Source organism: Nocardia sp. NPDC050378 (assembly GCF_040655675.1).
In the GTDB taxonomy this organism is placed as follows: Bacteria; Actinomycetota; Actinomycetes; order Mycobacteriales; family Mycobacteriaceae; genus Nocardia; species Nocardia coubleae.
Genome location: NZ_JBFAKI010000003.1, coordinates 219,598 through 245,260 on the forward strand (window position 1 = coordinate 219,598; position 25,663 = coordinate 245,260).

The 25,663-nt window shown below is 69.3% G+C and carries 22 protein-coding genes and 1 tRNA gene; 11 read left to right on the plus strand and 12 right to left on the minus strand.

Translation table 11 applies throughout. The features are described from left to right. Positions 1-65: 65 nt before the first annotated feature. The 5 genes from AB0I35_RS08770 to AB0I35_RS08790 all read right to left on the minus strand — a co-directional run bounded on the left by AB0I35_RS08770 (position 66) and on the right by AB0I35_RS08790 (position 3,616). The gene (locus AB0I35_RS08770; protein WP_357395212.1) at positions 66-845 is read right to left on the minus strand and encodes a metallophosphoesterase; all 780 of its coding nucleotides are present in this window, start codon (positions 843-845) and stop codon (positions 66-68) included. A 252-nt stretch (positions 846-1,097) separates the two neighbouring features. Then, a complete protein-coding gene (locus tag AB0I35_RS08775) occupies positions 1,098-1,856 on the minus strand; it encodes an RNA pseudouridine synthase (protein ID WP_357395466.1) in 759 nt (252 codons plus the stop codon). Positions 1,857-1,914: 58 nt separating this feature from the next. Beyond that, on the minus strand, positions 1,915-2,349 hold the full coding sequence (locus AB0I35_RS08780; protein WP_357395213.1) for a PIN domain-containing protein: 435 nt from the start codon (positions 2,347-2,349) through the stop codon (positions 1,915-1,917). Beyond that, complete coding sequence (locus AB0I35_RS08785) at positions 2,346-2,588, minus strand: CopG family transcriptional regulator (RefSeq protein WP_357395215.1); 243 nt, start codon at positions 2,586-2,588, stop codon at positions 2,346-2,348. The genes AB0I35_RS08780 and AB0I35_RS08785 overlap by 4 nt, the downstream gene beginning before the upstream one ends. A gap of 41 nt (positions 2,589-2,629) precedes the next feature. Beyond that, on the minus strand, positions 2,630-3,616 hold the full coding sequence (locus AB0I35_RS08790; RefSeq protein WP_357395216.1) for an adenylate/guanylate cyclase domain-containing protein: 987 nt from the start codon (positions 3,614-3,616) through the stop codon (positions 2,630-2,632). A gap of 193 nt (positions 3,617-3,809) precedes the next feature. On the opposite strand from AB0I35_RS08790, the gene AB0I35_RS08795 reads away from it, so the two are divergent. Then, entirely contained in the window at positions 3,810-4,706 is an 897-nt protein-coding gene (locus AB0I35_RS08795; RefSeq protein ID WP_357395217.1) for an NAD(P)-binding domain-containing protein, read from the plus strand. Here AB0I35_RS08795 and AB0I35_RS08800 read toward each other — a convergent pair. After that, a complete protein-coding gene (locus AB0I35_RS08800; protein ID WP_357395219.1) occupies positions 4,670-5,404 on the minus strand; it encodes a MerR family transcriptional regulator in 735 nt (244 codons plus the stop codon). The genes AB0I35_RS08795 and AB0I35_RS08800 overlap by 37 nt on opposite strands. A 61-nt stretch (positions 5,405-5,465) precedes the next feature. Here AB0I35_RS08800 and AB0I35_RS08805 point away from each other — a divergent pair, with 61 nt between their 5' ends. Further along, positions 5,466-5,897: a DUF6194 family protein gene (locus tag AB0I35_RS08805; protein ID WP_357395220.1), complete on the plus strand. Its 432-nt coding sequence runs from the start codon at positions 5,466-5,468 to the stop codon at positions 5,895-5,897. A 28-nt stretch (positions 5,898-5,925) separates the two neighbouring features. Here AB0I35_RS08805 and AB0I35_RS08810 read toward each other — a convergent pair whose 3' ends face one another. After that, positions 5,926-6,516, minus strand: coding sequence for a TetR/AcrR family transcriptional regulator (locus AB0I35_RS08810; RefSeq protein WP_357395221.1), 591 nt, complete (start codon positions 6,514-6,516; stop codon positions 5,926-5,928). Between the two features lie 149 nt (positions 6,517-6,665). Here AB0I35_RS08810 and abc-f point away from each other — a divergent pair, with 149 nt between their 5' ends. From abc-f to AB0I35_RS08840, 6 genes are all read left to right on the plus strand, one after another. After that, on the plus strand, positions 6,666-8,267 hold the full coding sequence (abc-f, locus tag AB0I35_RS08815; protein ID WP_357395222.1) for a ribosomal protection-like ABC-F family protein: 1,602 nt from the start codon (positions 6,666-6,668) through the stop codon (positions 8,265-8,267). A gap of 17 nt (positions 8,268-8,284) precedes the next feature. Beyond that, positions 8,285-8,998: a CatB-related O-acetyltransferase gene (locus tag AB0I35_RS08820; protein ID WP_357395223.1), complete on the plus strand. Its 714-nt coding sequence runs from the start codon at positions 8,285-8,287 to the stop codon at positions 8,996-8,998. Further along, on the plus strand, positions 8,956-9,123 hold the full coding sequence (locus AB0I35_RS08825) for a DUF4236 domain-containing protein (RefSeq protein WP_084457272.1): 168 nt from the start codon (positions 8,956-8,958) through the stop codon (positions 9,121-9,123). The genes AB0I35_RS08820 and AB0I35_RS08825 overlap by 43 nt, the downstream gene beginning before the upstream one ends. A gap of 11 nt (positions 9,124-9,134) precedes the next feature. Continuing rightward, the gene (locus tag AB0I35_RS08830) at positions 9,135-9,770 is read left to right on the plus strand and encodes an aminotransferase class I/II-fold pyridoxal phosphate-dependent enzyme (RefSeq protein ID WP_357395467.1); all 636 of its coding nucleotides are present in this window, start codon (positions 9,135-9,137) and stop codon (positions 9,768-9,770) included. 242 nt (positions 9,771-10,012) lie between these two features. Beyond that, positions 10,013-10,285, plus strand: coding sequence for a hypothetical protein (locus AB0I35_RS08835; protein ID WP_357395224.1), 273 nt, complete (start codon positions 10,013-10,015; stop codon positions 10,283-10,285). 301 nt (positions 10,286-10,586) lie between these two features. Further along, positions 10,587-11,474 carry an exodeoxyribonuclease III gene (locus AB0I35_RS08840; protein ID WP_357395225.1) on the plus strand — a complete coding sequence of 296 codons (888 nt, stop codon included), beginning with the start codon at positions 10,587-10,589 and terminating at the stop codon, positions 11,472-11,474. Positions 11,475-11,481: 7 nt separating this feature from the next. On the opposite strand, the gene AB0I35_RS08845 is transcribed toward AB0I35_RS08840, so the two are convergent. The 3 genes from AB0I35_RS08845 to AB0I35_RS08855 all read right to left on the minus strand — a co-directional run bounded on the left by AB0I35_RS08845 (position 11,482) and on the right by AB0I35_RS08855 (position 13,574). After that, positions 11,482-11,557, minus strand: a tRNA-Arg gene (locus tag AB0I35_RS08845). Between the two features lie 66 nt (positions 11,558-11,623). Next, a complete protein-coding gene (locus AB0I35_RS08850) occupies positions 11,624-12,334 on the minus strand; it encodes a DUF1542 domain-containing protein (RefSeq protein ID WP_357395226.1) in 711 nt (236 codons plus the stop codon). A 100-nt stretch (positions 12,335-12,434) separates the two neighbouring features. Next, positions 12,435-13,574, minus strand: coding sequence for an acyl-CoA dehydrogenase family protein (locus AB0I35_RS08855; RefSeq protein WP_357395227.1), 1,140 nt, complete (start codon positions 13,572-13,574; stop codon positions 12,435-12,437). 149 nt (positions 13,575-13,723) lie between these two features. Between AB0I35_RS08855 and AB0I35_RS08860 the strand changes: the two genes are divergently transcribed. Beyond that, positions 13,724-15,358 (plus strand): long-chain fatty acid--CoA ligase, encoded by a 1,635-nt coding sequence (locus AB0I35_RS08860; RefSeq protein ID WP_357395228.1) that lies wholly within the window; start codon positions 13,724-13,726, stop codon positions 15,356-15,358. A gap of 99 nt (positions 15,359-15,457) precedes the next feature. Here the strand turns inward: AB0I35_RS08860 and AB0I35_RS08865 are convergent, their stop codons facing one another. Both AB0I35_RS08865 and AB0I35_RS08870 read right to left on the minus strand, forming a co-directional pair. Further along, on the minus strand, positions 15,458-15,850 hold the full coding sequence (locus AB0I35_RS08865; protein ID WP_357395229.1) for an SCO5389 family protein: 393 nt from the start codon (positions 15,848-15,850) through the stop codon (positions 15,458-15,460). A 77-nt stretch (positions 15,851-15,927) separates the two neighbouring features. Next, on the minus strand, positions 15,928-16,959 hold the full coding sequence (locus AB0I35_RS08870) for a nitronate monooxygenase (protein ID WP_357395230.1): 1,032 nt from the start codon (positions 16,957-16,959) through the stop codon (positions 15,928-15,930). Positions 16,960-17,220: 261 nt separating this feature from the next. Here AB0I35_RS08870 and AB0I35_RS08875 point away from each other — a divergent pair, with 261 nt between their 5' ends. Continuing rightward, positions 17,221-18,081, plus strand: a complete 861-nt coding sequence (locus AB0I35_RS08875; RefSeq protein ID WP_357395232.1) for a M23 family metallopeptidase — start codon at positions 17,221-17,223, stop codon at positions 18,079-18,081. Between the two features lie 235 nt (positions 18,082-18,316). Continuing rightward, complete coding sequence (locus AB0I35_RS08880) at positions 18,317-25,642, plus strand: amino acid adenylation domain-containing protein (RefSeq protein ID WP_357395233.1); 7,326 nt, start codon at positions 18,317-18,319, stop codon at positions 25,640-25,642. Positions 25,643-25,663 lie beyond the last annotated feature (21 nt).

Sequence of the window (25,663 nt, forward strand, 5' to 3'; positions counted from 1 at the left end):
TGCGCGGCGTGTGGATTATGTGTGGATCCCGTGTGCCCACCTGGTGTCAGGCACGCCGCGCAGGCTCAGATCCGGGGTTCGGTCAGCCAGCCGCCCATCGCCACTGTGCGGAAATGAGTTGTCAGAGCGTGATTTTCGTCGATGACATGCAATGCGATGGCTGGGTCGGGTGCGTAGTCCATCACGCGATGCGGCGGAGTGATCTCCCATTCGCCGCCGAGGACCGAGGCGGTGCTCGGGCCGGTGATCATCGGCTTGCCCGCGAAGGTGGTGGCGATGGGGGAGTGGGCGTGGCCGGTGAGCACGCCGATGATGCGCTGGTCACCCGCGACGATCGCGGCCAGACGACCGGGATCGGCCAGCGCGATCACGTCGACGATCGGGCTGAACAGGTGGTTCGGCGGGTGGTGCAGGGCGATGAGGATCGGGCCGTCGGCGGGCGCCTCGGCCAGGGCGGCGCGTAGCCACGTGTACGTGTCCTCGGACAGTTCACCGCTCGGTTCGCCGGGGATGCTGGAATCGAGCATGAGGATCGTCAGCGGGCCGACGCGGTTGGCGCTGTTGACGGGTGCCGTCGAGGCGGGCTCGCCGAGCAGGCCGGTGCGGAAGTTCGCGCGGTCGTCGTGGTTGCCGGGGAGCAGGTAGACCGGGATGTCGGCGGTCAGGGCCAGGCGCGCCTCGGCGTACTGCTCGGGTTTGCCGGAATCGGTGATGTCGCCGGTGACGAGGATGACGTCGGGCCTGCGCGGCAGGTCCGCCAGATAGCCCATCACCGCCTCGACCCGTTCGGTATTGCGTGCGCTGAGGTCGAAATGGGTGTCGCTGAGCTGAGCCGCCAGGATCATCGGCAGTCGCTTTCTTCTCTGGGATCGCTCCGTTGCGTCAGAGTGCGCCGGGATGACTCATCGGCACCCTTCAAGGCTAGATGACCTGCGCTTATTCGTCTGCATGAGCCGTACCACGGACCGAAACCCATCGGCTGGTCTGTGTGCGTTTTCACCGCCCGAAAGCTTACGTTCTCCTGCGCCGACCGGCCGGTTGTAGTAACGCCACCGCGCGCAACAACGGCGACAGCAGCTGGGAACTCGTCGGGTAGATCAGGCCGTGCGGCGGTCGGCCTCGGCGAGCAGGGTGGCCGCTTCGCCGGGGTCGGTGGTCAGCGGTGCCCAGAAGTCGGGGCCGGGGGTGGCGCGCAGGTCGAGGACCGGTGGGGTGCGCCAGTCGGCCTCCAGGCTCAGCTGCCAGGAGTGCAGGTGGGTGCGGGGGAGGGCGGCGGTGCGGTCGAACAGGGGATCGCCGAGGATCGGGTGGCCGGTCCAGGCGAGTTGCACGCGGATCTGATGTCGTCGGCCGGTCACCGGCCGCAGGGCGAGCAGGGCGCGATCGTCCTTGCGCGCGACGGTGGTGAACCTGGTGAGCGAGGGATAGTTCTTGGCGGGCAGCAGGTCGGCGTCGTCGACGAACCAGCGCTCGCCTTCGCGGCGGATGGCCTCGCGCGGCGCCGCGATCCGCACCCTGTTCTTGCGCCCCACGCTCAACGGCAGGTCGAGTTCGCCCTGGTCGGGCAGGTCGTCCCCGGACACGATCGCCAGATAGGCCTTGCGCGCGGTCTGCTTGTTGAACTGGCGGGTGAGCTGTCCGTGCGCCGCCAGATCGGTCGCCAGCAGCACCAGCCCGGAGGTCACCTTGTCGATCCGGTGCACCGGGTACACCTGCGTCCCCGCCGCCTGCGCGATCTCGACCAGATCGGTGTCGTGCCGCTCCCCGGTCACCGAAATACCCGACGGCTTGTTCAGCGCCACCACCGCGTCATCGGCGAACACCGTGTACGCCTCGCGCACACTCAGCCAATCCATCTCCACCACAACACCCTAGAGAACGGTGTCGGGCCCCCGAGGGACACCTGCCCATCCGCTAGATATCGGCGGGAAGAATGCGAAAGGCGTCGATGCCGTGAGTCAACGGCTCTATCGCGCGAAAATCACGCTGATCGAGGGTGAAGACGGTGTCGGTGCGGAACTTGTCTGCCAGCACGACCCCTACGGCGTCGGCCAGATCCAGCCGTAGCCCTTCGTATTTGGATCGAATCGTCTGAGCCGCAGCCAGATCCACGTGCTTCAGCTCGGCGAGCCGATAGCGTCCGTCGATCATGCGGCCCATCAGCGATTCGATCACCTGCATGGCCGCGGGGAAGCCGAGGTCTCGGTGGACGAGGTGGTCCAGTTCGGTCAACACCAGCGGCGAGATCACGAGCGTCTCGGTTTCCATCACTTCGACCGCCTGCGCATGCTCCTCTTGATCTGCATCGAAGGCGGCGAACAAGGCCGACGTGTCGGCGACAATGATCACCGGCGCGCCGCTTGCTGCTTGATATGGGAGTACACATCGTCATCCATCTCGTCGGCGGTGCGAGACCGGCCGCTGCGGAAGACGGGGAGTGGCGCGTTGTGCTTGGGGCGATCGGAGGTGTCGAGCAACATGGCGATGCCGCGACGGATGAGTTCCGCCTTGCTGACACCGGTAGCGGCCGCTTCCGCGTCGAGGCGCATCTCCAGCGCCTCGGGGAGATACACGGTCGTTTTGTTCATGCCACATATGGTACCACCCATTCGGGGGGCGACAGTGTTCTCTACGCGCGGCGAAGGCGGTGGGGACGCAGGCGGTTGAAGCCGCGGACGCGGACGCTGCGCAGGTGCCGGATGGCGAATTCGGGGTGGTCGGCGAGGGCTTCGGCGGCGGCGTCGTCGATGAGGATGTTGGCGGGGCGGGCGACGCCGGTGAGCCGGGCGGCGATATTGACCACCGAGCCGTACAGGTCGCCGAAGCGTTGCAGCACCTCACCGTAGGCGAAGGCGACGCGCAGTTCGGGGGTGCCGCCGACGAGCATGGTCGACTCCTGGATGGCCAGTGCGATCCGGGCCGCGTCGACCGCGTTCTCGGCGGCGAACATCACCTCGTCGCCCACGTTCTTGATCACCCAGCCGCCGTTGTCGGTGATCGCGGCGGTGGTGGTCGACTCGAAAGCCTCCAGCAGCGTGGACAATTCGTCGGGATGCAGGTGCCGGGTGAGCCGGGTGAAACCGACCATGTCGGCGAAACCGACGGCCAGGGTGCGGGTCGATCCGTCCCCGGCGTCGTCGATGGAACGGGCGACGGCGGCCACCAGATGCCTGCGCCACACATACGCCTGCAACTGCTCGACCTCGGCGAGGGTGTCCTCGGCGGCCGTCCTGATGCGCTCGGCTATGGGTAGTGCGGGATCGGCCGCCTCCGCGCGGACCCTGACCTCGGCGAGCACCAGGTCGGCCTGCCATTCGGCCAGTCGCGCCAGACCCTGACCGATGGTGCGCGCCGCCGCCGCCTGCTGCCGGAGGTTCGACGCCGCAACAACTTTCATGCCGCGGAAGGTGCTCACCGAGTCGATGTCGATCTGGGCGTAGTCGACGGCTTCCTCGGAGTTGGCGGGGAAACCGAGCGCCGTCCACAGCCGTCGGGATTCGCTCTCCGGTACGCCGGAGAGCTCGGCCACCTGGGTCCGGTTGAACCGTCGTGGGCCGCCCAGCAGCGCCTCCTCGACGATGCGCTGTACCAATTCGGTCATCTCGGGCTCCGACATACCTGAAACTTTACGGCCACCGGCTGTACACCCGGGGATGCTCACCTCCGGCCTTGGCAGGGTTCACAACAATGACGCCCCACACAATTGTTCACCCGCCGGTGCCCTGACCTGGACGATTACCTGTGGGTGAGCTAGGGGCGGGAAAAGTGCGTACTTCTGTGCCGCCCGGATGGCGCCCACACTCGGACCCATGAACAACGTGACCGTGCTCGGCACCGGCGCGATGGGCACCGCGATCGCCCAGGCCTTTCTCGCCGCCGGCTACCGCACCCATGTCTGGAACCGCAGCCCCGAGCGCACCACGGCCCTGGTGGCGGCGGGTGCGATCGCCCATCCCGCCGTCGCCGATGCCGTCGCCGCGAGCCGGGTGATCGTGACGACCATGACGACCTTCGCCGCCACCCGCGACAGCCTGGACGGCACCGGCGAACTCGCGGGCCGCGATCTCATCACCCTGAACAGCGGAACACCCGCACAGGCAAGGCAATTCGCGCGTTTCGCGCATTGCGTGGGCGCGCGTTACCTCGGTGGCGCGATCAAGAACGTGCCATCGGCCGTCGGAAACTTCGACACCCTGCTGTATTTCGGTGGCGACCGCGCCGTCTTCGACACCCATGTCGAGGCCTTGCGCGTGCTCGGCGGCGATGTCGAATTCCTCGGTCCCGACCCGGATCTGGCCGCCCTCTACGAATCCGCCGTCGGCGCAACCCTTCTGCCCACCCTGCTCGGCATCCTCGAGGGGGCGGCGATCCTGGCCGCCCGTGGAATCCCGGCCGAGGCGATGGTCGGGTACTCGGCGAAATGGTTGCGGATGATCGAATCCCTGCTGCCGATCCTGGCCACCGAGATCGACACGCAGGACTACACCCGCCTCGGCGCCACCATCAACCTGTTCCACACGGCGGTCCCCGACGACACCCAGCTCGCGGCGGAGACGGGCATCGATATGAGCTGGCACGAACCGATCCACCACCTGCTCCGTTGCGCGGTCGCCGAGGGGCGTGGTGACCAGAGCATCACCGCCCTGTTCGAGTTGCTCGCCGCCGGTACTCAGCAGAGCGCGCGAGCCCGGGGGTTGTGCGGCTGATCCCGCAGGACCTCCGTGAGGGCCGCCGCCGCTTCGACGAGTGCCCTGGAGCGTCGGGTGAGTGCGGCCTCTCGGGTGGCGAGGGCCTCGCGTAGTTCTCCCGGTCCGCTGCGCCGGAACTGGGTGAGCACCGTGCGCAGGGTGGTTATGCCGTAACCCGCGCGCCGCAACTGGTGCACGATCCTGGCGTCGCGCACCTGTTCGGGCGTGTATCGCCGCGCCCCCTTCGTGCGCTCGGGAACGACCAGTCCCGTTGCGTCCCAATGCCGCAGCGTGGAGGTCCGGACGCCGAGCGCGTCGGCGAGCTCGGCGATCCCGAGGACGTCGGAGTCGCGCACGTCCGCGATCGGTTCGGCTCCGATACCGGCTGCCGCCCGCACCGCGAGCGCCAGCTCGCCGCGTTCGGTGTGCAGGGCGGCGTGGGCGGCGTCGAGCCCGGCAAGCGCCCGCTGGGTTTCCCCGGCGACGGCACCGCGCATGATCGCTTTCGCCGCCACCGGGCCGGTCCCTTCCGCCAGCGCGCGGTAGGCCCGGGCGGCCGCGACATGCGCGTCCCGATAGTGCCGGTGGCCGCCCGGCGTCCGTTGCGCGGCGGGCAGCACACCGTCGTTTTCGAGGTCGCGCACCTGCTGCACCGAGTAACCGGCCGCCCGCGCCACATCGACCGTGCGCAAGCGGGCCGAATGGAGCTTTGTCACGAGTTCTCCCGGGTATATCGCGTCGGAGTCCACACAAGCACTTCAATGTGACGCTTGAAGCATGCAGATTACCGAGATCGACGACTTCGTGAGCGGACTCGACGGTGTGCTCGCCCTGCGGCCTACCGAGGGCAGCGACTTCCCCGAGATCAGCTGGGGCGACATCTTCTACTACTACGCCCCGGACGGCGTGGTGCCCCGTGGCCAGCCCTTCGCCACGATCGTCACCAAGAACTATCCCGACGACACCGCGTCCGGCCTGGACAGGCCCGGTGCCTTCCGCGTCAACGTCGCGGTCGGCACGGACACCTTCACCGAATACGCCGGCAACCCGCTCGCCGACAACACCTTCGCCCCGCATCCGCAATACGCCCGGGCGCACTGGCTTTCGATCACGAACCCCGGCCAGGATGCCGCCGAGGTGCTGCGTGAGCTGTTGCGAGAAGCCCACGCCCGCAACAAATCACGCGCCGAGCGCCATTCGCGACATTGACCGCCGGGTGGCGTGCGGTGACTACCGTTCACCCGCGGAACGCCCCCGCACGGGCGGCGAGCGCAGTGCTGGCCGCCGCCCGCTCCGGCAGCCCAGGATCCGGCGGGGTGCGCAGCAGCATCAGGCAGTGGTACACCGGGGCCGTCGCCGCGATGAGCAGCGCTCGGGCATCGGTGTCGGCGGGGATCTCGCCCCGTTCCACGGCCCGCGCCACGACGATCTCGCACTGCGCGTAACGGTCCTCCCACATCCGCGCGAGCCCCTGCGCGGCCTCCGTCGACCGGAACGACACCGCGATCAGCGCCGACGCGATCGATGGTTCCGCGAGCAACGACTCCTGGATCTCCTCGTTCAGCGCGGCCAGGTCCCCGGCGAGCGAACCGGTATCGCGCGGCTGCCAGTCCAGATCACCCGCCGCCGCGATGACATCGGCGAGCAGCCCGCCCACATTGCGCCACCGCCGGTACACGGTGGTCCGATGCACACCGGCGCGCTCGGCGACCGAGTCGATGGTCAGCGCGTCGTAGCCGTTCTCGGCCAGTTCGGCGCCGACAGCGGCCAGCACCTGCTCCCGGTTGCGGGCGGTGCGGCCACCTGGGCGCGGTTTGGGTTCGCTCATGAATCTTCTTCTTGCTCGCGGGGAAATCCTGTGGCACCATGCTAATGCAATTGTTGTCGCACTAGTGAGGTTGCCGATGCTCCTTCGAAGCGTTCATCACGTCCTGCGGTCCGCTCGGTCCGCGTCCTCGAATGCTTCGGAGTGCTTGTATGCCAACCCAACTCACCGCACGCGCGGTCAGCAAATCCTTCCTGGGGCGCCCGGTTCTCGATGAGGTGACGTGTGCGTTCGCCACGGGCGAGCGCACCGGGATCATCGGCGAGAACGGTTCGGGTAAGTCCACCCTGCTGCGCCTGCTGGCCGGTCGCGAACTGCCCGATTCCGGCGAGGTGACGGTCCGGGCCGACGGCGGCGTCGGCTACCTCGCCCAGGACGAGGAACTTCCACCGCACCTCACCGTGCAGCAGATCATCGACCGCGCCCTGGTCGACCTGCGCGCCATCGAGAACCGCCTGCGAACGCTGGAAGCCGCGATGGCCGACGGTGACGGGATGGCCGAATATGCCGAGCTGACAACCCTTTTCGAGCTGCGTGGCGGTTACGACGCCGAAGCCGAGGTGGAACGGGCGCTGCACGGTCTCGGTCTCGGACTCGTCGCCCGCGATCGCCGCGTCGGCGACCTGTCCGGTGGCGAGCAGGTGCGATTGCGGTTGGCCTCGGTGCTGGCGGCGGGCACCGAGGTGCTGTTGCTCGACGAGCCGACCAACCACCTCGACGACACCGCCATGACCTGGCTCGAAGACCACCTGCGCATCCGTCGCGGCACCATCGTCGCGGTGTCACACGACCGGCGGTTCCTCGAACGCGTCGCCACCGACCTGCTCGAGGTCGACGCCGACCGCAGACAAGTGGTCCGCTACGGCAACGGCTACGCGGGGTATCTCACCGAAAAAGCGGCGGCCAGGCAACGCTGGGAGCAGGCCCACGAACAGTGGCAGGCCGACATCGCCCGCCTGCGCGAGAGCGCCGCGACCACCGCCCGCGCGGTGGCACCGGGCCGGGCGATGAAGGACAACAACAAGATGGCCTACGACCGGGCCGGTGGGCGGGTTCAGCAGTCATTGGCCAGTCGTGTCCGCAACGCGGAGGAACGTTTGCGGCGGCTGCTGGCCGACCCGGTACCCGCACCGCCGCAGCCGCTGCGGTTCACCCCGGCGCTGCGGACGCGGCGAGTGCAGGGGCCGGTGCTCGAAGCGGTCGACGTGGCGGTCGAGGGTCGGCTGCACCGGACGAGCCTGTCGATCGCGGCGGGGGAGCGGGTGCTGATCACCGGGCCCAACGGCGTCGGAAAGTCCACGCTGCTAAGGGTTCTCACCGGCGAAGTCACACCTGACGCCGGCACCGTGGCCCGGCGCGGGCGCATCGGCTACCTGGCCCAGGAGCCTTCGTTTTCCGACTCGTCGCAAACCCTGGCCGCCGCCTTCGCGCACGGTCGCGCGGGCGGCCCCGATGAGCACACCGAGCAACTACTCGCCCTCGGCCTGTTCCATCGCGCGCAACTGGACACCCGCGTGGCCGACCTGTCCACCGGCCAACGCCAACGCCTGGCCCTTGCCCGCCTCGTCACCGAGCCCGTCGACGCTCTGCTCCTCGACGAACCGACCAACCACCTCTCGCCGGCCCTGATCGAAGACCTGGAAACCGCCCTGAGCACCTATCGCGGTGCACTGCTGGTCGTCAGCCACGACCGCCGCCTGCGCTCACGCTGGCACGGCGCCCACCTCGCCCTCGGCGCCACCGCCACCGTCTGAATCCCGAAGGAGCCCCCGTGCCCGCACCCGACCCGACCACAGCCCACCCCATTCCCGACCGCACCCGGGTGATGCTGCTGAAACCGCACGTGACCTCGCCCTGGATCGAGGTCGGCGACTTCACCTACTACGACGATCCCGACGACCCGACCGCCTTCGAAACCCGCAATGTCCTCTACAGCTACGGTCCGGAGAAACTGGTCATCGGCAAGTTCTGCGCCATCGCCACCGGCGCCCGGTTCATCATGAACGGCGCCAACCACCGCATGGACGGCCCGTCGACCTACCCGTTCCCCGTCCTCGGCGGTTCGTGGGCCGACCATATCGACCTGGTCATGGACCTGCCGAGCCGTGGGGACACGGTGATCGGCAACGATGTGTGGATCGGCAACGGCGCGACCTTGATGCCCGGCGTCCGCGTCGGCAACGGTGCGATCATCGGCACCGGCGCCGTGGTCACCGCCGATGTACCCGACTACGGGATCGTCGGTGGCAACCCGGCCCGGCTGATCCGAACCCGTTATCCCGCAGCCGAAGTCGAGCGTCTGCTGGCTTGCGCCTGGTGGGACTGGCCGCTCGACCACATCACCCGCCATATCCGAACTATCATGGCTGGTAGCGTCGATGCACTGGAATCGGCTGCCGCCGAGCTCGATTCGGATCGACGCGCCGAACCGAAAGGCCAGCCATGCCCATCCGATTCCGTCAGCGCAAATCCTTCGGTCCCCTGAAGTTCAATTTCACCCAGTCAGGCCTGTCGTCCTGGGGCATCAAAATCGGTCCCTGGTCCTGGAACTCGCGCACCAGGAAGAACGCCGTCGACCTCCCCGGCCCCCTGAGCTGGCGCCAGCGCTGAGACTCGGCTGAATTCGCGCGCGACGGTGCGCGTCAGCTCACTTCCGGCACAACGACCCCGAGTCGCTGCGGTCGGTGCTGCGGATGGCGCGCGCCAATATCGACCGTGCGGTGGTGGTGCTCGAAGGTCATCACAGCATGGACGGTACCGTCGGTCGGCTTCCCGAAATCGCCTCCTTTGCCAGGGAATTCGACTGCGCCGTGATGGTCGACGAGGCGCATTCACTCGGTGTGTTCGTCGCCGACGGCCGAGGCGTTCGCGAACATTTCGGCCTACCGGGCGACGCGGTCGACATCTGGATGGGCACCCTGTCCAAGGCGCTCGGCAGCTGCGGTGGATTCGTCGCCGGTGACGCCGACCTGATCGACGCGATGAAGGCCGCCGCTCCCGGCGTCGCGATGCTGAGCGGTGGCCCCGCGCCGTCGACGATCGGTGCCGCCCTGGCCCTCGCCATCCTCCACATGGAGCCCCAACGCCTGACCCGCCTGTGGCCCAACACCGACTTCTTCCGGGGCTTGCTCGTCGAACGTGACCTCGACCTGGGCGTCTCCGAGGGCACCCCTGAGCAGCTCCGCAGCACCGCCGACGAGCTGGCCGAGGCGGTGCGGGTCGCCGAAGCTCTGCTTGCCATCGACGGCATCGGCTGACGGTTCCGGATCTCGCCCGGAGCGGATGATGCATCGTGATCGGCCAGGCGTGACGCCTGCCCGATGACCATCGTGGCGTCGAAACCCGATCGGTGATCATGTGCCGGATACGGTCGGCGGGACAGTTCGGGTCTGGCAGCACCCGGATCGGTGACCGGCACTCCCGACATCGGAGGCTTGGTGCGGGTCGCTGGAGTATTTCGCTTCGTAGGGTGAGAGCGTCTCCGATCGGAAGGAATACAGTGACCGAAGCACCCTCCTTAGTCGTCGCCTACACCCACCTGTTCCCAGGTCTGGAACTCGACCTCCCCGGCGACCGCTTCGACCTCGTCTTCGCCGACGGCAGTGAAGCGGCGGCCGCCCTCACCGAAACAGGCGGCGACCCGGCCATCCTGGTCGACGCCTACCGCACCCAGGCGGGAACGGAGATCGCCGAAACCCTCTGGCCTGTCCGGCCTTCAGCGGACGACGAGCGCCGGGTGAAACTCGGGAAGGCCCTGCGCTCGACCAGCTAGGGCCGCAGTGCTCCGAGCACCTGCTGTGCGGTGTTGGCGTGGCTCGCCGCGTTCGGGTGTGGCGGTGCGATCGCATCCATAGTGGAGGGTTCTGTCGAGTGCTGGGCACGCGGCAGGCTACTCCCTGACGTCAGCCAGGCTCGCATTCACGAAGTCCGGTCGACGACTTCGGCATCGCTCTCCTTCTCGCGGCGGGAGAAATTTGTGCCGTCGGCAGGATTCGAACCTGCGACATCCTGGTTTCAGGTCGTGTACCGGAGCTGCCCGGGCGGGTGACAGGGGTCTCCGGCACAGTGTTGCCATGGGTTCGTCGGTCGCTGAGTGCTTCACTGTCGCCACATTCAACGTCAACGGAATCCGCGCGTCGCGTCGTCGTGGTTTCGACCAGTGGTTGCGGGCGCGGTCGGCGGATGTGGTCGCGCTGCAGGAGTTGCGTTGTTCCGCAGCCGATGTGGGAACCTTCCCGGGCTATTCGGCGGCCGTGGACGTCGGTTCCGTGGCCGGTCGCAACGGTGTGGCCGTACTGACCAAGCTTCCCGCCGCTGCCGTGCGGACGTGGGTGACCCACCCACCCAGGGCTCGCGGACTCGGTGAGTTCATCGCGCAGGGACGTTATGTCGAGGTCGATCTGGCCGACCGCCCGGTGACGGTGGGCTCTCTGTATCTCCCCAAGGGTGGTCTGCCCGCGCATCTCCAGCGCCCGGGATCGATGCGCGAACAGCCCGACGGTGGGGTCAAGTACGAACGCAAGCAGAGGTTCCTCGCAGCGTTCGCCCGCGAAGTGCACCGGAACCGACTCGCTGCGCTGAGCGCGGGACGCGAGTTCGTCCTCACCGGGGATCTGAACATCGCGCACACCCGGCACGATGTGACCAACTGGCGTGCCGCCCGCACGATGGACGGCTTCCTGCCCGCCGACCGCGAGTGGTTCAGTGCGGTTCTCGGCAGGCGCCGGCTCGTCGACGTGGTGCGACAGGTGCACGGCGATCACCCGGGCCCACTCACCTGGTGGAGTTGGGCGGGGCAATCGTTCGCCAAGGATGTGGGCTGGCGAGTGGACCACCAACTCGCGACACCCGGCCTCGCCCGCCTCGCGACGTCTGTCGTCGTCGACAAGGAACCGTCACCCGCCGAGCGCCTCTCCGATCACGCGCCCCTCGTCGTGACGTACGCGGCGATGCCCGACTGAGAAATTCTGGTGCCCTCGGCAGGATTCGAACCTGCGACACCCGCTTTAGGAGAGCGGTGCTCTATCCCCTGAGCTACGAAGGCGGGGGGCTCGCTCGGCGGGCCGAGGTGAGTATAACGCGAGGGGGTGGGTGGGGGTGTCGGGCTCGGTCAGAAGGCGGGGTAGGTGCCGGTGTCGTAGCCGGGGTCGGTGAGGTCTGTGGGGGCGGGGGTGGCGGCTCGGCCGGTGCCGTCTTCGAAGGCTTCGGCGTCGTAGCCGATGCCGTGCATGCCGGCGAACAGGGCCGAGAACAACAGGACCGAGCCTGCTCCCCAGGCACCGGCGAGGAGGGCGGGTTTCCACCAGGGTTCGGAGTACCAGCCCGCGGGGACGGGGCGGCCCGCGACTCGGCCGCCGGGGTAGTAGTGACCGGTGGTGGGGGAGGGGTGGGGGGAGGCGGTGATGCGGCGGCCGTTGTAGTCGATGGTTCGGGACTGTTCGACGCGGCCCGCGATGTCCTGGCCGTCTAGGGCGGGGATCGGATCGCCGGGGTCCATGTTCATCGCCTGCCGGGCGGCGCGGACGTAATAGAGGCCTTCGAGGGCGGTGCGGCGAGCGAGGTCGGCCTGGTGGGGTGAGCGCGCGCGGTCGAGTTGGGCGGTGGCGGCGGTGTGGCGTTCGGCGGCGTCGGCGAGAGCCTGGCGGGCTGCCTCGTTGCGCGGGGTGAGGGCGTAGACCTGGCCGCCGAGGCGTTCGATGCCCACCCTGGCCTCGGCTCGTGCCTCGTCGAATTCGCGGGCGGTCCGCTTGTTCTGTTCGGCGCGCAGGTACAGCAGGGCGCCCACCGATAACACCAGGATCAAGACCAGCCACCACAGCATCGCACGCCTCATTTCGTCGAGGTGTCGAGATGCTGTTCAGTTTACTGACCGGTTGCGGCGAACGCGCTGACCGCTGGTGATCAGCGCGTTGCCGAATTGCTCAACCGGCGAGATGGCGGGCGATCACCAGGCGCTGGATCTGATTGGTTCCCTCGAAGATCTGCATCACCTTCGCCTCGCGCATGTAGCGCTCCACAGGGAAGTCCTGGGTGTAGCCGTAGCCGCCGAACACCTGGACGGCGTCGGTGGTCACCTTCATCGCGGCATCGGTGGCGGCGAGTTTGGCGACGCTGGCCTGACGCGAATAGGGCAGACCGGCGTCGCGGCGGCGGGCGGCGTCGAGGTAGGTGGCACGGGCGGTGTCGACCGCGGCGGCCATGTCGGCGAGCACGAAACCCAGGCCCTGGTGGTCGATGATCTTGCGGCCGAACGCTTCTCGCTCCTTGGCGTAGGCGACGGCCTCGTCGAGCGCGCGCTGGGCCACGCCCGTGGCGACGGCGGCGATGCCGAGGCGGCCCGCGTCGAGGGCGCTGAAGGCGATCGAAAGTCCTTGCCCCTCTTCGCCGATGCGGCGTTCGGCGGGCAGGAACACGTCGTCGTAGGCAGCGGTGGTGGTGGGGATGCCGCGCAGACCCATCTTCTCCTCGGGCTTGCCGAAGCTCAGACCCTCGGTGCCCGCGGGCACGAGGAAGCACGAAATGCCGCGCGAGCCTTCGCCGGTGCGTGCGAACAGGGTGTAGAAGTCGGCGCGGCCACCGTTGGTGATCCAGGCCTTGGTTCCGGTGATCCGGTAACCGCCGTCGACGGGGGTCGCGCGGCAGCGCAGTGCGGCCGCGTCGGAACCGGCGTGTGCCTCGGAAAGGCTGTAGGCGCCGATGGTTTCGCCCGACAGCATCCCTGCCAGCCACTGCTGCTTCTGCTCGTCGGTGCCGTAGGTGAACAAGGGATGGCACGACAGCCCGTGCACGCTCACCGCCACTGCGACCGCCGCCCACCGGCTCGCCAGTTCCTCGAGCACCTGCAGGTACACCTCGTACGGCTGCGCGCCGCCACCGAACTCCTCGGAGTAGGGCAGGCTGAGCAGTCCGGCCGCGCCGAGGGCGGGGAAAACGCCCTCGGGAAAGGTCCCGGTCTTCTCGCTTTCGGCGACGCGCGGCTCGAGCACTTTGTCGGCGATCTCACGGGTCAGCTCGATCAGGTCGCGCGCTTCTTCGGTGGGCAACATGCGGTCTACAGCCATGCCGGTCACAGTACGGCCGGGCTGCCCGTCCGCGCCGACAAGGTCGAGACCGGAATCTTGGTTGAGGAACCCGTTGCTCAGGCCAAACCTTTCGGTAACATCCCGTGTGACGTGGATCATTCCGCGGCGAGGGATTCGAAGGAGCACCGATGCTGAGCACAATGCAGGACGACCAGCTCTCGCTGGCAAAACTGCTCAACTATGCCGCCACTTTCCAAGGCGATTCCACTGTGTCCACCTGGACCGGCGACGGTGTTCGCACCATGACCTACCGCGAGCTCGGCGCGGATTCCGCTCGGCTGGCCAACGCGCTGCGCGGGCTCGGCATTGAAGAGGGCGACCGGGTCGGCACCTTCATGTGGAACAACAACGAGCACATGACCGCCTACATCGCGGTCCCCGCGATGGGTGCTGTTCTGCACGCGCTCAACATTCGGCTGTTCCCGGAGCAGCTGGTGTTCGTCGCCAATCACGCCGAGGACCAGGTGGTGATCGTCGACGGCACGCTGGTTCCGCTGTTCGCCCAGTACCTGCCGAACCTGAAGCCGGTCAAGCACGTGATCGTCGCCAACGGTGACCCGGCCGCGCTCGCCGCGCCCGAGGGCGTGCAGGTGCATTCCTACCGTGAGCTGCTCGACGGCCAGTCCGCCGAGTTCGACTTCCCCGTCATCGACGAGCGTTCGGCCGCCGCGATGTGTTACACCTCGGGCACCACCGGCGACCCGAAGGGTGTCGTCTACTCGCACCGCTCCAACTGGCTGCACGCGATGCAGGTGAACTCGCCCAACGGCATGGGTTTCCACGGCGGTGACTACGTGCTCGCGATCGTTCCGCTGTTCCACGCCAACGCGTGGGGCCTGCCGTACGCGGCGCTGATGTCGGGCGCGAACATCCTGATGCCGGACCGTTTCCTGCAGCCCGCGCCGCTGCTGGAGATGATGGCCGCCGAGAAGCCGAGTTTCGCCGCCGCGGTGCCGACCATCTGGGGCGGTGTGCTCGCCGCGCTGGCCGCCGCGCCGCAGGACATCTCGCACCTGCGCACGGCTGTCGTCGGTGGTTCGGCGGTGCCGCCGTCGATGATGCGCGCCTTCGAGGAGAAGCACGGCGTGCGCATCCTGCACGCCTGGGGGATGACCGAGACCTCGCCGCTGGGCAGCGTCGCCCACCCGCCCGCGGGCGTCGACGGCGACGAGGCCTGGGAGTACCGCTACACCCAGGGCCGTTTCCCGGCGAATGTGGAGGCCCGCCTGGTCGGCGACGACGGCAAGGTCGTTCCCAACGACGGTGAGTCCCTCGGTGAGCTCGAGGTGCGCGGTGCCTGGATCACCGGCTCCTACTACTCGCCCACCGGCGCCGAGATCGACCCGGACAAGTTCGACGACGGCTGGCTGCGCACCGGCGATGTCGGCAAGATCAGCCCCAACGGCTACCTGACCCTGGTCGACCGCTCCAAGGACGTCATCAAGTCCGGCGGCGAGTGGATCTCCTCGGTCGACCTGGAGAACGCGGTGATGGGCCACCCCGCCGTCGCGGAGGCGGCCGTGATCGGCGTGCCGGACGAGAAGTGGGACGAGCGCCCGCTGGTCGCCATCGTGCTGGCCGAGGGTGCCGCCGCCGAGGCCGCCGAGCTGCGTGACTTCCTGGCCGACAAGTTCGCCAAGTGGCAGCTTCCGGAGCGCTGGACCTTCATCGCGGAGGTGCCCAAGACCAGCGTCGGCAAGTTCGACAAGAAGCGCCTGCGCGCCCAGTACGCCGAGGGAGAGCTCGAGGTCGTCACGGTCTAGAACGACGAGAAGGGCGGGCGCGGAATCACTTCCACGCCCGCCCTTCTGTGGTCCAAGCCCCTTCTCCGAGCAGGACCCGCGGCGTCGGCCGCCGAAGATTCAGCAGTTACGGAGCTCTGGACTCTGGTTCAGGAGCTGGGCGCGTGGGCTGATGTAGCGGGTGTAGGTTTCCCCGCCGACCGCCGAGAGCGGGAAGGCCGCGACCCGGTGGCAGTTCTGGAAGGCCAACTTGACCCCGAAGTGGCGTTCCAGGCCACCGCGGATGGCGTCGGAGGCAAGGGCACGCAGCAGCTGGCCGCGGGCCGCCTCGTCCGGCGGTGGGACCCGGTTGTCGGCGTATTCGTCGGTGCCGTCACGCAGATCAGCGGCGACCCGGCTCACCACTTCCCAGGCGTAGGGCAGCGACCGGCGGACACAGTCGACGAATTCCGCGTCGTCGATATCGCCCTGTTCGGCGCGTTCGAGTAAGGCTGCGGGAACATCGAGGGACATGGCGCTCTCCTCCTGCTCGAAGTATTCGGTGGAATGCCCGGCCGAGTGTAAACGAAATCCGTTGTCGATAAGCGGGTTCAGTCCGAAAGGGCGCGGCGCAGCGAGGATTTCGCGTCCGACCACAGGGCGGTGACCAGTTCGCGCGCTGGTTGCTCGGTGCTGAGCGAATGCGCTTGTCCGGCCCACAGATTCACCTGATCCGGGTTGCCCGCGGCCCGGCCGTCGGCGCGCAAAGGCGAAGTGGCGTAGTGGATTTCCGGATACGCCGCGGGCGTGCCCGGGGTGTGGTCGATGAGGAACCGGTTGCGGATGCCGCGCGCACGCCGACCGGTGAAGGCGCGGGTGAGCATGGTGGGTTCGGTGGAGCCGATCGCGCCACGGTGCACCGCGTTGGTTCCGGCTTCCGGGCAGCGCAGCAGGGCCGTGCCGACCTGCGCCGCCCGCGCGCCCGCGGCCAGAACCGCCGCGACCGCCGCGCCGGTCGCGATGCCACCCGCGGCGACGATCGGGCGATCGGTGGTGGCGGTGAGCAATTGCAGCAGGGCGAGCAGGCCGAGGGGGTCGATCGGGTCGTCGGCCGGGTCGTCGAGGAAGCACGCGCGGTGCCCGCCCGCCTCGGCCCCCTGGGCGATCAGTGCGTCGGCGCCCGCGTCGAGCGCGATGGCGGCCTCGGCGGGCGAGGTCACCGTCACCCAGACCTCGGAGCCGACGGCGTGCAACCGGTCGACCTCCACCGCGGTGGGGCAACCGAAGGTGGTCGACACCACCGCGACCGGCTCCTCGATCAGCAGGTCGAGCTTGTCGGCCCAGCCGTCGGTGTCGTGCCTGGGCGTGCCGAGCGGAAACTCGATCCCGAGTTCGGCCAGGTAGCCCGCGTAGGAGGCCGGATCGGCGACCGGGCCCGGCGCGAAGAGATTCACGCCGAACGGCCCGGGGATGCGCTCTCTGGTCGCGGCGATCTGCGCGGCCACCGCCTCGGTGCCGAGGTATCCGGCGGCCAACTGTCCGAACCCGCCCGCGGCCGACACCGCGGCCACCAACTCGGGAGTGGACGGGCCGCCCGCCATGGGCGCGGCGACGACGGGGACGCGCAAGCTCTCGATCACCATGCCAAGAGTGTGGCCCGCCGAACCGGTGTCCAGCCCCCGCGACGCGGGCGGTAACACGTCGCGATCCTGGGCTCGTTACTAGTCAACACACGATTTACCTGGGAATTCGCCACCGAAGGTTGCGGAATGATCACGGCGCGGTACAGTTCACATCACGACGGATGCCGAACCGTTACACATAGTCCGGCATCGGGAGAGATCCCAGGTCGATCGCGAGATCGGCTTCGTACCGTCATTGTCGCCGGACGCTAGGACGAAACCTTGTCGCAGCACCGTATGGGCCCCGATTCGATCTCCGTCAAGGCCCTGCTGGCCGACGGTGGCGCCGGACGCCCCAGCCGGCACCGCGCCGCGCCCTCGCGTACCGAGCGGGTGCGGGCCGCCGCCGGTGCCGCGGTCGCCGCGGGCGCCCTGGTCGGGACCGCCGCGCAGGTCGTCCCCGCCATCGCCTACGCCGCCCCGCTGCTGCCGACCACCCAGGACGACGTCGAGGAATCCGTCGTTCCCGAGTCGGCCCGCGAAGACGTGAACCTCGTCGCCGCGCAGGAAGTCGCCTCCCACGTCGAGGCGCCCGCGCCGGTGCAGGCCGTCGCCGCCCCCATCGCCGCGCCGGTGGCCGCCCCGTTCGGCATCGGCAACCTGCCCCCGGAGATCTCCGGCCCACTGTCGCAGGTCGAAGACATTCTGCAGGGCATCCAGCACCAGGTCGCGCCGCCGCAGGCCGCCCGCCCGGTCGCCGGTCCCATCAGCTCCGGCTTCGGCGCCCGCTGGGGCGCCATGCACAGCGGCATCGACTTCGCCGACAACCTCGGCGCCCCGATCCACTCCGTCATGAGTGGCACCGTCGTCGAGGCGGGTCCGGCCTCGGGCTTCGGTCTGTGGGTGCGGGTGCTGCAGGACGACGGCACCACCGCGGTCTACGGCCACGTCAACGACATGCTCGTCAGCGAGGGTCAGCGGGTGAACGCGGGCCAGGTCATCGCGACCGTCGGCAACCGCGGCCAGTCCACCGGCCCGCACCTGCACCTCGAGATCTGGGATCAGGGCGGCGCCAAGATCGACCCGCTGCCGTACCTGGCTTCCAAGGGCGTTCCGATGGAATGGGGCCCGTCGGCTCACTGAGCGGATATCGCCCGCAAACAGGCACGATCTAGTGACGGTGGTTCGTATGAGCCCCGTCACTTTGCCGTTGAAGCGGCAACAGTGACAAAGCCGGAGCCGATACACCTCTGGGCCCGAGATTCTGGGGGCTACCGGCGCGATCCCGGTATGTGTGTGAACGGCCGATATGATGGCCCGATCTGCACGGTGCGGTTGTGGCCGCGCGTCAGGCTCGATGAGAGGTGAATGATCCCGCATGGAAACTGCCCGTCGTTCTGCCCGCGGTAACCGCCGTCGCCGGTCGAGCAGTCCGACTTTCGGGCAGTTGCTGACCGCCGCTGTCGAGTCGTCGGCCGATCGGGTGGCAGTCCGGTTCAATCCCACGGGCGAGCCCGCCGATCAGCGCGAGCTCACCTATTCGGAGTTCGACCAGCGGTCGGCCCAGCTGGCGCGGGAACTGATCGGGCGCGGCATCGGCCCCGGCGATGTGGTCGCCATCGGCATAGCCCGCAGCATCGAATCGGTGCTCGCGGTGTGGGCCATCGCCAAGACCGGCGCCGCCTACGTGCCGGTCGACCCGAACTACCCCGCCGACCGCATCGCCCACATCCTGTCCGACTCCGGCGCGGTCCTCGGCCTCACCACCACCGCGCACCGCGCGGTCCTCGGCACCACGCTGCCGTGGCTCGAGCTCGACGACACCGCGACCGCCGAGCGGATCGCCGCCCACCCCGCGCACCCGGTGTCCTACGCCGACCGCGTCCGCACGCTCGACGAGCGTCATCCGGCGTACCTGATCTACACCTCCGGCTCCACCGGCAAGCCCAAGGGCGTCGTGGTGACCCACACCGGCCTCGCCCCGCTGGTCGCCGCCGAACGCGAGCACTACGGCGTCACCGCCGACGCGCGCGTGCTGCACGTGTGCTCGCCGAACTTCGACGTGTCGGTGCTCGAGCTGCTGCTGGCGTTCTCGGCGGGCGCCACCCTGGTGATCGCGCCGCCGCAGGTGTTCGGCGGTTACGAACTGGCCGACCTGCTGCGTCGCGAGCGGGTGTCACACATGCTCATCACGCCCGGTGCGCTGGAATCGGTGGAGGCGGCCGATCTCGACGATCTGCAGGTCGTCGTGGTCGCGGGTGACAAGTTCGGCCCGGAACTGGTCGGCCGCTGGGCCGTCGGCGATCGCCGCTTCTACAACGGTTACGGCCCGACCGAGGCGACCATCCTCGCCACCAGCACCTCGCCGATGGATCCCGCCGCCCCGGTGACGATCGGTTCCGCCATCGCCGGAATCGGCGCGTTCGTGCTCGATTCGCGGCTGCGGCCGGTGCCTGCCGGGGTGATCGGCGAGCTGTACCTGTCCGGCCCCGCGCTGGCGCAGGGTTATCTGAACCGGCCCGCACTGACCGCGGAGCGTTTCGTCGCGAGCCCGTTCGGCGCGCAGGCGGGCGACGCCAATGCCCGGCTGTACCGCACCGGCGACCTGGTGCGCCGCAGCGAATCCGGTGACGGTGTCATCGAATACATGGGCCGCTCGGACTTCCAGGTGAAGATCCGCGGCTTCCGCATCGAGCTCGGCGAGATCGACAACGCCCTCACCGCGCATCCCGACATCGACTTCGCGGCCACTCTCGGCAAGACCCTGCCCTCCGGCGTCACCGCGCTGGTGTCGTATGTGCTGCCGCGCGCGGGCGCCACCCTCGACATCCCCGCCGTCGACGCGTTCCTCTCGGAGTCGTTGCCCGGCTACATGATTCCGGCCGCCATCATGGTGCTCGACCGGATCCCGCTCACCCCGGTGGGCAAGCTCGACCGCAACGCGCTGCCGGAACCGGTGTTCGCCGCGCGCGAGTTCCGCGCACCGTCCACTCCGGTCGAGGAGATCGTCGCCGACGTCTTCGCCGCCCTGCTCACCACCGGTGGCGACGAGGACATCCGGGTCGGCGCCGACGACGACTTCTTCGAACTCGGCGGCAACTCGCTGCTCGCCGCCCAGGCGGCCACCCGCATCGGCGCCGCGCTCGACACCAGGGTGCCGGTGCAGGTGCTGTTCGAGGTGAGCACCGTGTCGGCGCTGGCCGAACGGGTGGAACGCCACATCGGCACCGGCTCCGGCCAGGAACTGGTGCCCCAGGAGCGGCCCGAGATCATTCCGCTGTCGTTCGCGCAGCAGCGGATGTGGTTCCTGAACCGGTTCGATCCGGTCAGTGCCGTGAACAACATGCCCATCGCGGTGCGGCTGTCGGGCGCGCTCGACGTCGACGCTCTGCGCGCGGCGGTACGCGACCTGGTGACCAGGCACGAGGTGCTGCGCACCATGTACCCGCAGGTCGACGGCGCCGGTCAGCAGCTGATCCTGCCGGTGTCCGATCCGCGCGCGGTGCCGGAGATGGCCTGCGAGCAGGTCACCGAGGAGCAGGTCCCGGCGCTCGTCGCCGAGACCGTCGGTGTCGGCTTCGATGTGTCGCTCGCGCCGCCGATCCGGCTGCGGCTGCTCCGGCTCACCGCGCAGGAGCATGTGCTGATCTGCGTGGTCCACCACATCGCGGGCGACGGTGTGTCGATGGGCCCGCTCACCCGTGACCTGATGACCGCCTATGTGCGGCGCAGCGCGGGGTCCGAACCCGAATTGCCGCCGCTGCGTGTGCAATACGCCGACTTCACGCTGTGGCAGCGCGCCGTGCTCGGCACCGAGGACGACCCGGAATCGGTGCTGGCGCAGCAGATCGGCTACTGGCGCACCCAGCTCGCCGGCCTGCCCGACCAGCTCGCGCTCCCGGCCGACCGGCCGCGCCCCTCGGTGGCCACCTACCGCGGCGCCACCTTCGACTTCCGCATCCCCGCCGACGTGCACGCCGGGCTGGACAAGCTCGCGCACACCCACAACTCGACGCTGTTCATGGTGGTGCACGCGGGGCTGTCGGCGCTGCTCGCGCGGCTGTCGGGCAGTACCGATATCGCGATCGGCACGCCGGTGGCGGGCCGTGGTGATGCCGCCCTCGACGACCTCATCGGCATGTTCGTCAACACCCTCGTGCTGCGCACCGAGGTGGATCCGGCGATGGGCTTCGAGGAACTGCTCGCCCAGGCGCGCGCCACCGATGTGGCCGCGTTCGGCCACGCCGACGTGCCGTTCGAGCGGCTGGTCGAGCTGCTCGACCCGGCCCGTTCCACCGCGCGGCACCCGCTGTTCCAGGTGCTGCTCGCCTTCCAGAACATGGCGCGCACCGCGCTCGAGCTGCCGGGGATGACCGTCAGCGGGGTGGACCTGAGCATCCCGTTCGCCAAGTTCGACCTGCAGTTCGAGATGGTCGAGGACACCGACCGCCACGGCGTGCCGCACGGTATCGCGGTGGGCCTGACCTATGCGACCGACCTGTTCGACGCGGCGACCGTGGAGGGTATCGCCGCCCGGTTCGTCCGGTTGCTCACCGCCATCGTCGCCGACCCGGCGGCCCCGCTCGGTGGGCACGAGCTGATGGAACAGGCCGAGCTGGATCGAATCCTGCTGGGCTGGAACGACACCCGTCATGAGCTGACGCCCGCGCTGCTGCTCGACGGTTACCGCCGTGCGGTAGCCGAGCACCCCGATGCGGTCGCACTCGCCTTCGAGGGCACCGAGCTGACCTACCGGGAGTTCGACGAGCGGGTGAACCGCTTGGCGCGCAAACTCGTCGCCGACGGTGTCGGCCCGGAATCGTATGTGGCGCTGGCCGTTCGGCGTTCGCTCGAGCTGGTGGTCGGTATGTACGCCATCGTCACGGCCGGTGGCGCGTACGTGCCGCTCGACCCGGACCACCCCGCCGAGCGCATCGCCCACATCCTCGACACCGCGCAGCCGGTGTGCGTGCTCACCACCACCGCCGACGCGATTGAGGTACCCGCCGGAACGCCGGTGATCTCGATCGACACCGTTGCGCTGCAGGACTTCTCGGCCGAACCGCTGACCGCGTCCGAGCTGGCGAGCCCGGTCCTGCCGCAGCACCCCGCCTACGTCATCTTCACCTCCGGTTCCACCGGCAGGCCCAAGGGTGTCGCGGTGTCGCACGCGGCGATCGAAAACCAGATCGCCTGGATGCTCGCCGAATACCCGCTCGGCCCCGGCGACGTGTATCTGCAGAAGACCGCGACCACCTTCGACGTGTCGCTGTGGGGCTACTTCATGCCGCTGCGTACCGGCGCGAAGCTGGTCGTCGCCACCCACGACGGGCACCGCGACCCCGCCTACATCGCCGAAACCATCGCCGCGCAACGTGTCACGACGACCGACTTCGTGCCGTCGATGCTCACCGTGTTCGCCGCGCACACCGCGCCGGGCGCGATCCCCACCCTGCGTGACGTCTTCGCGATCGGTGAGGCTCTGCCACCCGAGACCGTCGCCGCCATGGGCGCGGTGTCGGACGCGCGTGTGCACAACCTGTACGGGCCGACCGAGGCCGCCGTCTCGGTGACCTACTGGCCCGCCGACGAACCGGGCCGTGGCTCGGTGCCGATCGGTGTGCCGGAGTGGAACACCCAGGTGTACGTGCTGGATTCGCGTCTGCGCCCGGTGCCCGCCGGGGTGGTCGGCGAGCTGTACCTGGCCGGTGACCAGCTCGCGCGCGGCTATGTCGCCAGGCCCGACCTCACCGCCGACCGCTTCGTCGCCAACCCCTTCGCGACGGTTTCCGACGGTATCGCCGCGTCCGGGTCCGCCGACGGCACCGCGGCTGGTGCGCGCATGTACCGCACCGGCGACCTCGTCGTCTGGCGCACCCTGCCCGACGGCCGTGGGACGCTGGAATACCTGGGCCGCACCGACTTCCAGGTGAAGTTCCGTGGTCAGCGCATCGAGCTCGGCGAGATCGAGACCGCGCTGCTCGCGCAGTCGGTGGTGAGTCAGGCCGTGGCGATCGTCGCGGATTCGCCTGCGGGAGAACAGCTCGTGGCCTACGTGGTGCCCAAGCCCGGCGCCACGATCGAAGCGGCACCACTGCTGGCCGCCATCGGTGAGACCCTGCCGTCCTACATGGTTCCGGCCGCGCTGGTCGCGCTCGACGAACTGCCGCTCAACCCCAGCGGCAAGCTCGATCGCAAGGCGCTGCCCGCCCCAACCTTCACCGCGGGTGAGTTCCGGGCACCGGCCACGCCCACCGAGGAGATCGTGGCGGGCGTCTACGCCGAACTGCTCGGCATGGCCCGGGTCGGCGCCGACGACGACTACTTCGCGCTCGGCGGCAACTCGCTGCTGGCCACCCGGGCGATCGCGAGGATCAACGAGGCGCTCGACGCCGACATCAGCATCCGCGACCTGTTCGAGGCGCCGACGGTGACCGCGCTGGCCGCCCGGATCAGCGCGAGCGGTTCCGGCGCACGACCCGCCCTCGTCCCGGCCGCGCGCCCGCAACGGATTCCGCTGTCGCTGGCGCAGCAGCGCATGTGGGTGCTCAACCAGGTCGACCCCGCCTCGGGCGCCTACAACCTGCCCTTCGCGCTCCGCCTCACCGGGGACCTCGATGTGGCCGCGCTCGACGCCGCCATCGCCGATGTGCTCGGCAGGCACGAGTCGCTGCGCACCCGTTTCCCGTCGGTGGATCAGGGCGCGCCGTACCAGGAGATCGTCGCGGTCGCCGACGTGCTGCCCGACGGCCTCGTGGTGGAGACCACCGACGACGTGCTCGCCCGGGTCGCCGAACTCGCCGGCGCCGGTTTCGACGTCACCCGTGAGGTGCCCGTGCGGACGCGGCTGCTCACCGACGGATCGTCGGACTCGCTACTGGTGTTCGTGGTGCACCACATCTCCGCCGACGGCGCCTCGCTCGCCCCGCTGGCGCGCGACCTGATTACCGCCTACGTCGCCCGTACGGGTGGGCAGAGCCCGGCGTGGACCCCGCTGCCGGTGCAGTACGCGGACTTCGCGCTCTGGCAGCGTGAAGTGGTCGGCGCCGACGACCAGCCTGGTTCGGTGGCCGCCGCCCAGCTCGACTACTGGCGCAGCCGGCTGGCCGGGATGCCGCCGCTGCTGGAGCTGCCGCAGGACCGCCCGCGCCCCTCCGTGCCGAGCCTGCGCGGCGCGACCACCGAGCTGCGGTTGCCCGCCGAGGTGCACGAGCAACTGAATCATCTTGCGCGTGAGCACAAGTCGTCGCTGTTCATGGTTGTGCACGCGGCGCTGGCCGTGCTGCTCGCGCGGCTGTCGGGCAGCACCGACATCGCGATCGGCACCGCCGTCGCCGGTCGTGGTGAGCGGGCGCTCGACGAGCTGGTCGGCATGTTCGTCAACACGCTCACGCTGCGCACCGCCCTCGACCCGGCGGGCTCGTTCGACGAGGCCGTCGATCTGGCTCGCGAGACCGATCTCGGCGCGTTCGCCAATGCCGATCTGCCGTTCGAGCGGGTCGTCGAGGTGGTGGCGCCGGGCAAGGGCAGCGCCCACAACCCGCTGTTCCAGGTGGCGCTGACCTTCAGCAACAACGAGACCGCCGCACTCGAACTGCCCGGCCTCACCGTCGCCGCGCTCGACACCGGGGTGTCGGCCAAGTTCGACCTGCAGGTCGACGTGGAGCCGCGCTACACCGACGAAGGCGCGCCCGGTGAACTGGTCGCCCTGTTCAACTACGCCACCGATCTGTTCGACGAGGCGACTGTTCGATCCATCGGCACGCGCTTCGCTCGCATCCTCACGGCGGTGGCCGCCGACCCGCAGGTCCGCGTGGGCGACATCGACATCCTCGACGAGAGCGAACGCGCCCGCTTGCTCGCAGGCGCCGCCCAGGCACCCACGCCGACCACGGCGACCGGTGGAACGACCCTCACCCAGGCGTTCACCGCCGCCGCCGAGGACGACCCGGACGGCCCCGCGCTGGTCTGGGGCGACGAGCAGCTCGGATTCGAACAGCTCGACGCCCGCTCCTCGCGCCTGGCACGCCTGCTGATCGCGCGTGGCTTCGGACCAGGTTCCGGTGTGGCGCTTGACCTTCCGCGTGGCACCGACTGGGCCGTCGCGGTGTGGGCGGTGCTCAAGGCGGGCGCGGCGATCGTGCCGTTCTCGCGGGAGACGGCGGCCGAGCCGACGGCCAAGATCGGCATCACTACCGGCACGGCACCCTCGTCCGAGCTCGACTGGGTGGTGCTCGACGATCCCGCCGTGCGCACCGAACTGTCCACGCAGTCGGCCCGCCCGGTGACCTACGCCGACCGCACCCGCGCCCTGCGCGGCAGCGACCCGGCCTTCGTCGGCGCCGAGGGTGTGCGCAGCTACGACGACCTCGCCACGGCGGGCTCGCGGGTGCGCACCGAGGCCGAGCTCACCTTCGAATCACGGACCTTCGCCACCGCGACCGACACCTTCGCGGCCGTCGTCGAACCGGTCGCGGCCGGTGTGGCCGGTGCGTCGATGGTGCTGGTCACCGGCGATCCGTCGGCGGCGCTCGCCGAGGAATGGGTGAGTCACCTGTTCGGTGACCGGGCCGGTCTCGACGCGGTCGACACGGGCGAACTCGAGGATCTGCGCGCGGTGATCGCCGACGACGCGGCACCCGGCGACGCGGGCCGGGCCGAGGTGGTCCTGGTACTCGCCGAGCTGAGCGCCGCCGCGGTCTGAAACCATGACCGGCGCAAGAGT

What these genes read in the sequence shown, in the direction of transcription:
- AB0I35_RS08860 (WP_357395228.1), top strand. Translation starts at nt 13,724, where the DNA reads ATGCTGAGCACAATGCAGGACGACCAGCTCTCGCTGGCAAAACTGCTC.
- AB0I35_RS08795 (WP_357395217.1), top strand. Translation starts at nt 3,810, where the DNA reads ATGAACAACGTGACCGTGCTCGGCACCGGCGCGATGGGCACCGCGATC.
- AB0I35_RS08855 (WP_357395227.1), bottom strand. Translation starts at nt 13,574, where the DNA reads ATGGCTGTAGACCGCATGTTGCCCACCGAAGAAGCGCGCGACCTGATC.
- AB0I35_RS08770 (WP_357395212.1), bottom strand. Translation starts at nt 845, where the DNA reads ATGATCCTGGCGGCTCAGCTCAGCGACACCCATTTCGACCTCAGCGCA.
- AB0I35_RS08775 (WP_357395466.1), bottom strand. Translation starts at nt 1,856, where the DNA reads ATGGATTGGCTGAGTGTGCGCGAGGCGTACACGGTGTTCGCCGATGAC.
- AB0I35_RS08840 (WP_357395225.1), top strand. Translation starts at nt 10,587, where the DNA reads ATGGGTTCGTCGGTCGCTGAGTGCTTCACTGTCGCCACATTCAACGTC.
- AB0I35_RS08810 (WP_357395221.1), bottom strand. Translation starts at nt 6,516, where the DNA reads ATGAGCGAACCCAAACCGCGCCCAGGTGGCCGCACCGCCCGCAACCGG.
- AB0I35_RS08870 (WP_357395230.1), bottom strand. Translation starts at nt 16,959, where the DNA reads ATGGTGATCGAGAGCTTGCGCGTCCCCGTCGTCGCCGCGCCCATGGCG.
- AB0I35_RS08880 (WP_357395233.1), top strand. Translation starts at nt 18,317, where the DNA reads ATGGAAACTGCCCGTCGTTCTGCCCGCGGTAACCGCCGTCGCCGGTCG.
- AB0I35_RS08825 (WP_084457272.1), top strand. Translation starts at nt 8,956, where the DNA reads ATGCCCATCCGATTCCGTCAGCGCAAATCCTTCGGTCCCCTGAAGTTC.
- AB0I35_RS08865 (WP_357395229.1), bottom strand. Translation starts at nt 15,850, where the DNA reads ATGTCCCTCGATGTTCCCGCAGCCTTACTCGAACGCGCCGAACAGGGC.
- AB0I35_RS08790 (WP_357395216.1), bottom strand. Translation starts at nt 3,616, where the DNA reads ATGTCGGAGCCCGAGATGACCGAATTGGTACAGCGCATCGTCGAGGAG.
- AB0I35_RS08805 (WP_357395220.1), top strand. Translation starts at nt 5,466, where the DNA reads ATGCAGATTACCGAGATCGACGACTTCGTGAGCGGACTCGACGGTGTG.
- AB0I35_RS08785 (WP_357395215.1), bottom strand. Translation starts at nt 2,588, where the DNA reads ATGAACAAAACGACCGTGTATCTCCCCGAGGCGCTGGAGATGCGCCTC.
- abc-f (WP_357395222.1), top strand. Translation starts at nt 6,666, where the DNA reads ATGCCAACCCAACTCACCGCACGCGCGGTCAGCAAATCCTTCCTGGGG.
- AB0I35_RS08850 (WP_357395226.1), bottom strand. Translation starts at nt 12,334, where the DNA reads ATGCTGTGGTGGCTGGTCTTGATCCTGGTGTTATCGGTGGGCGCCCTG.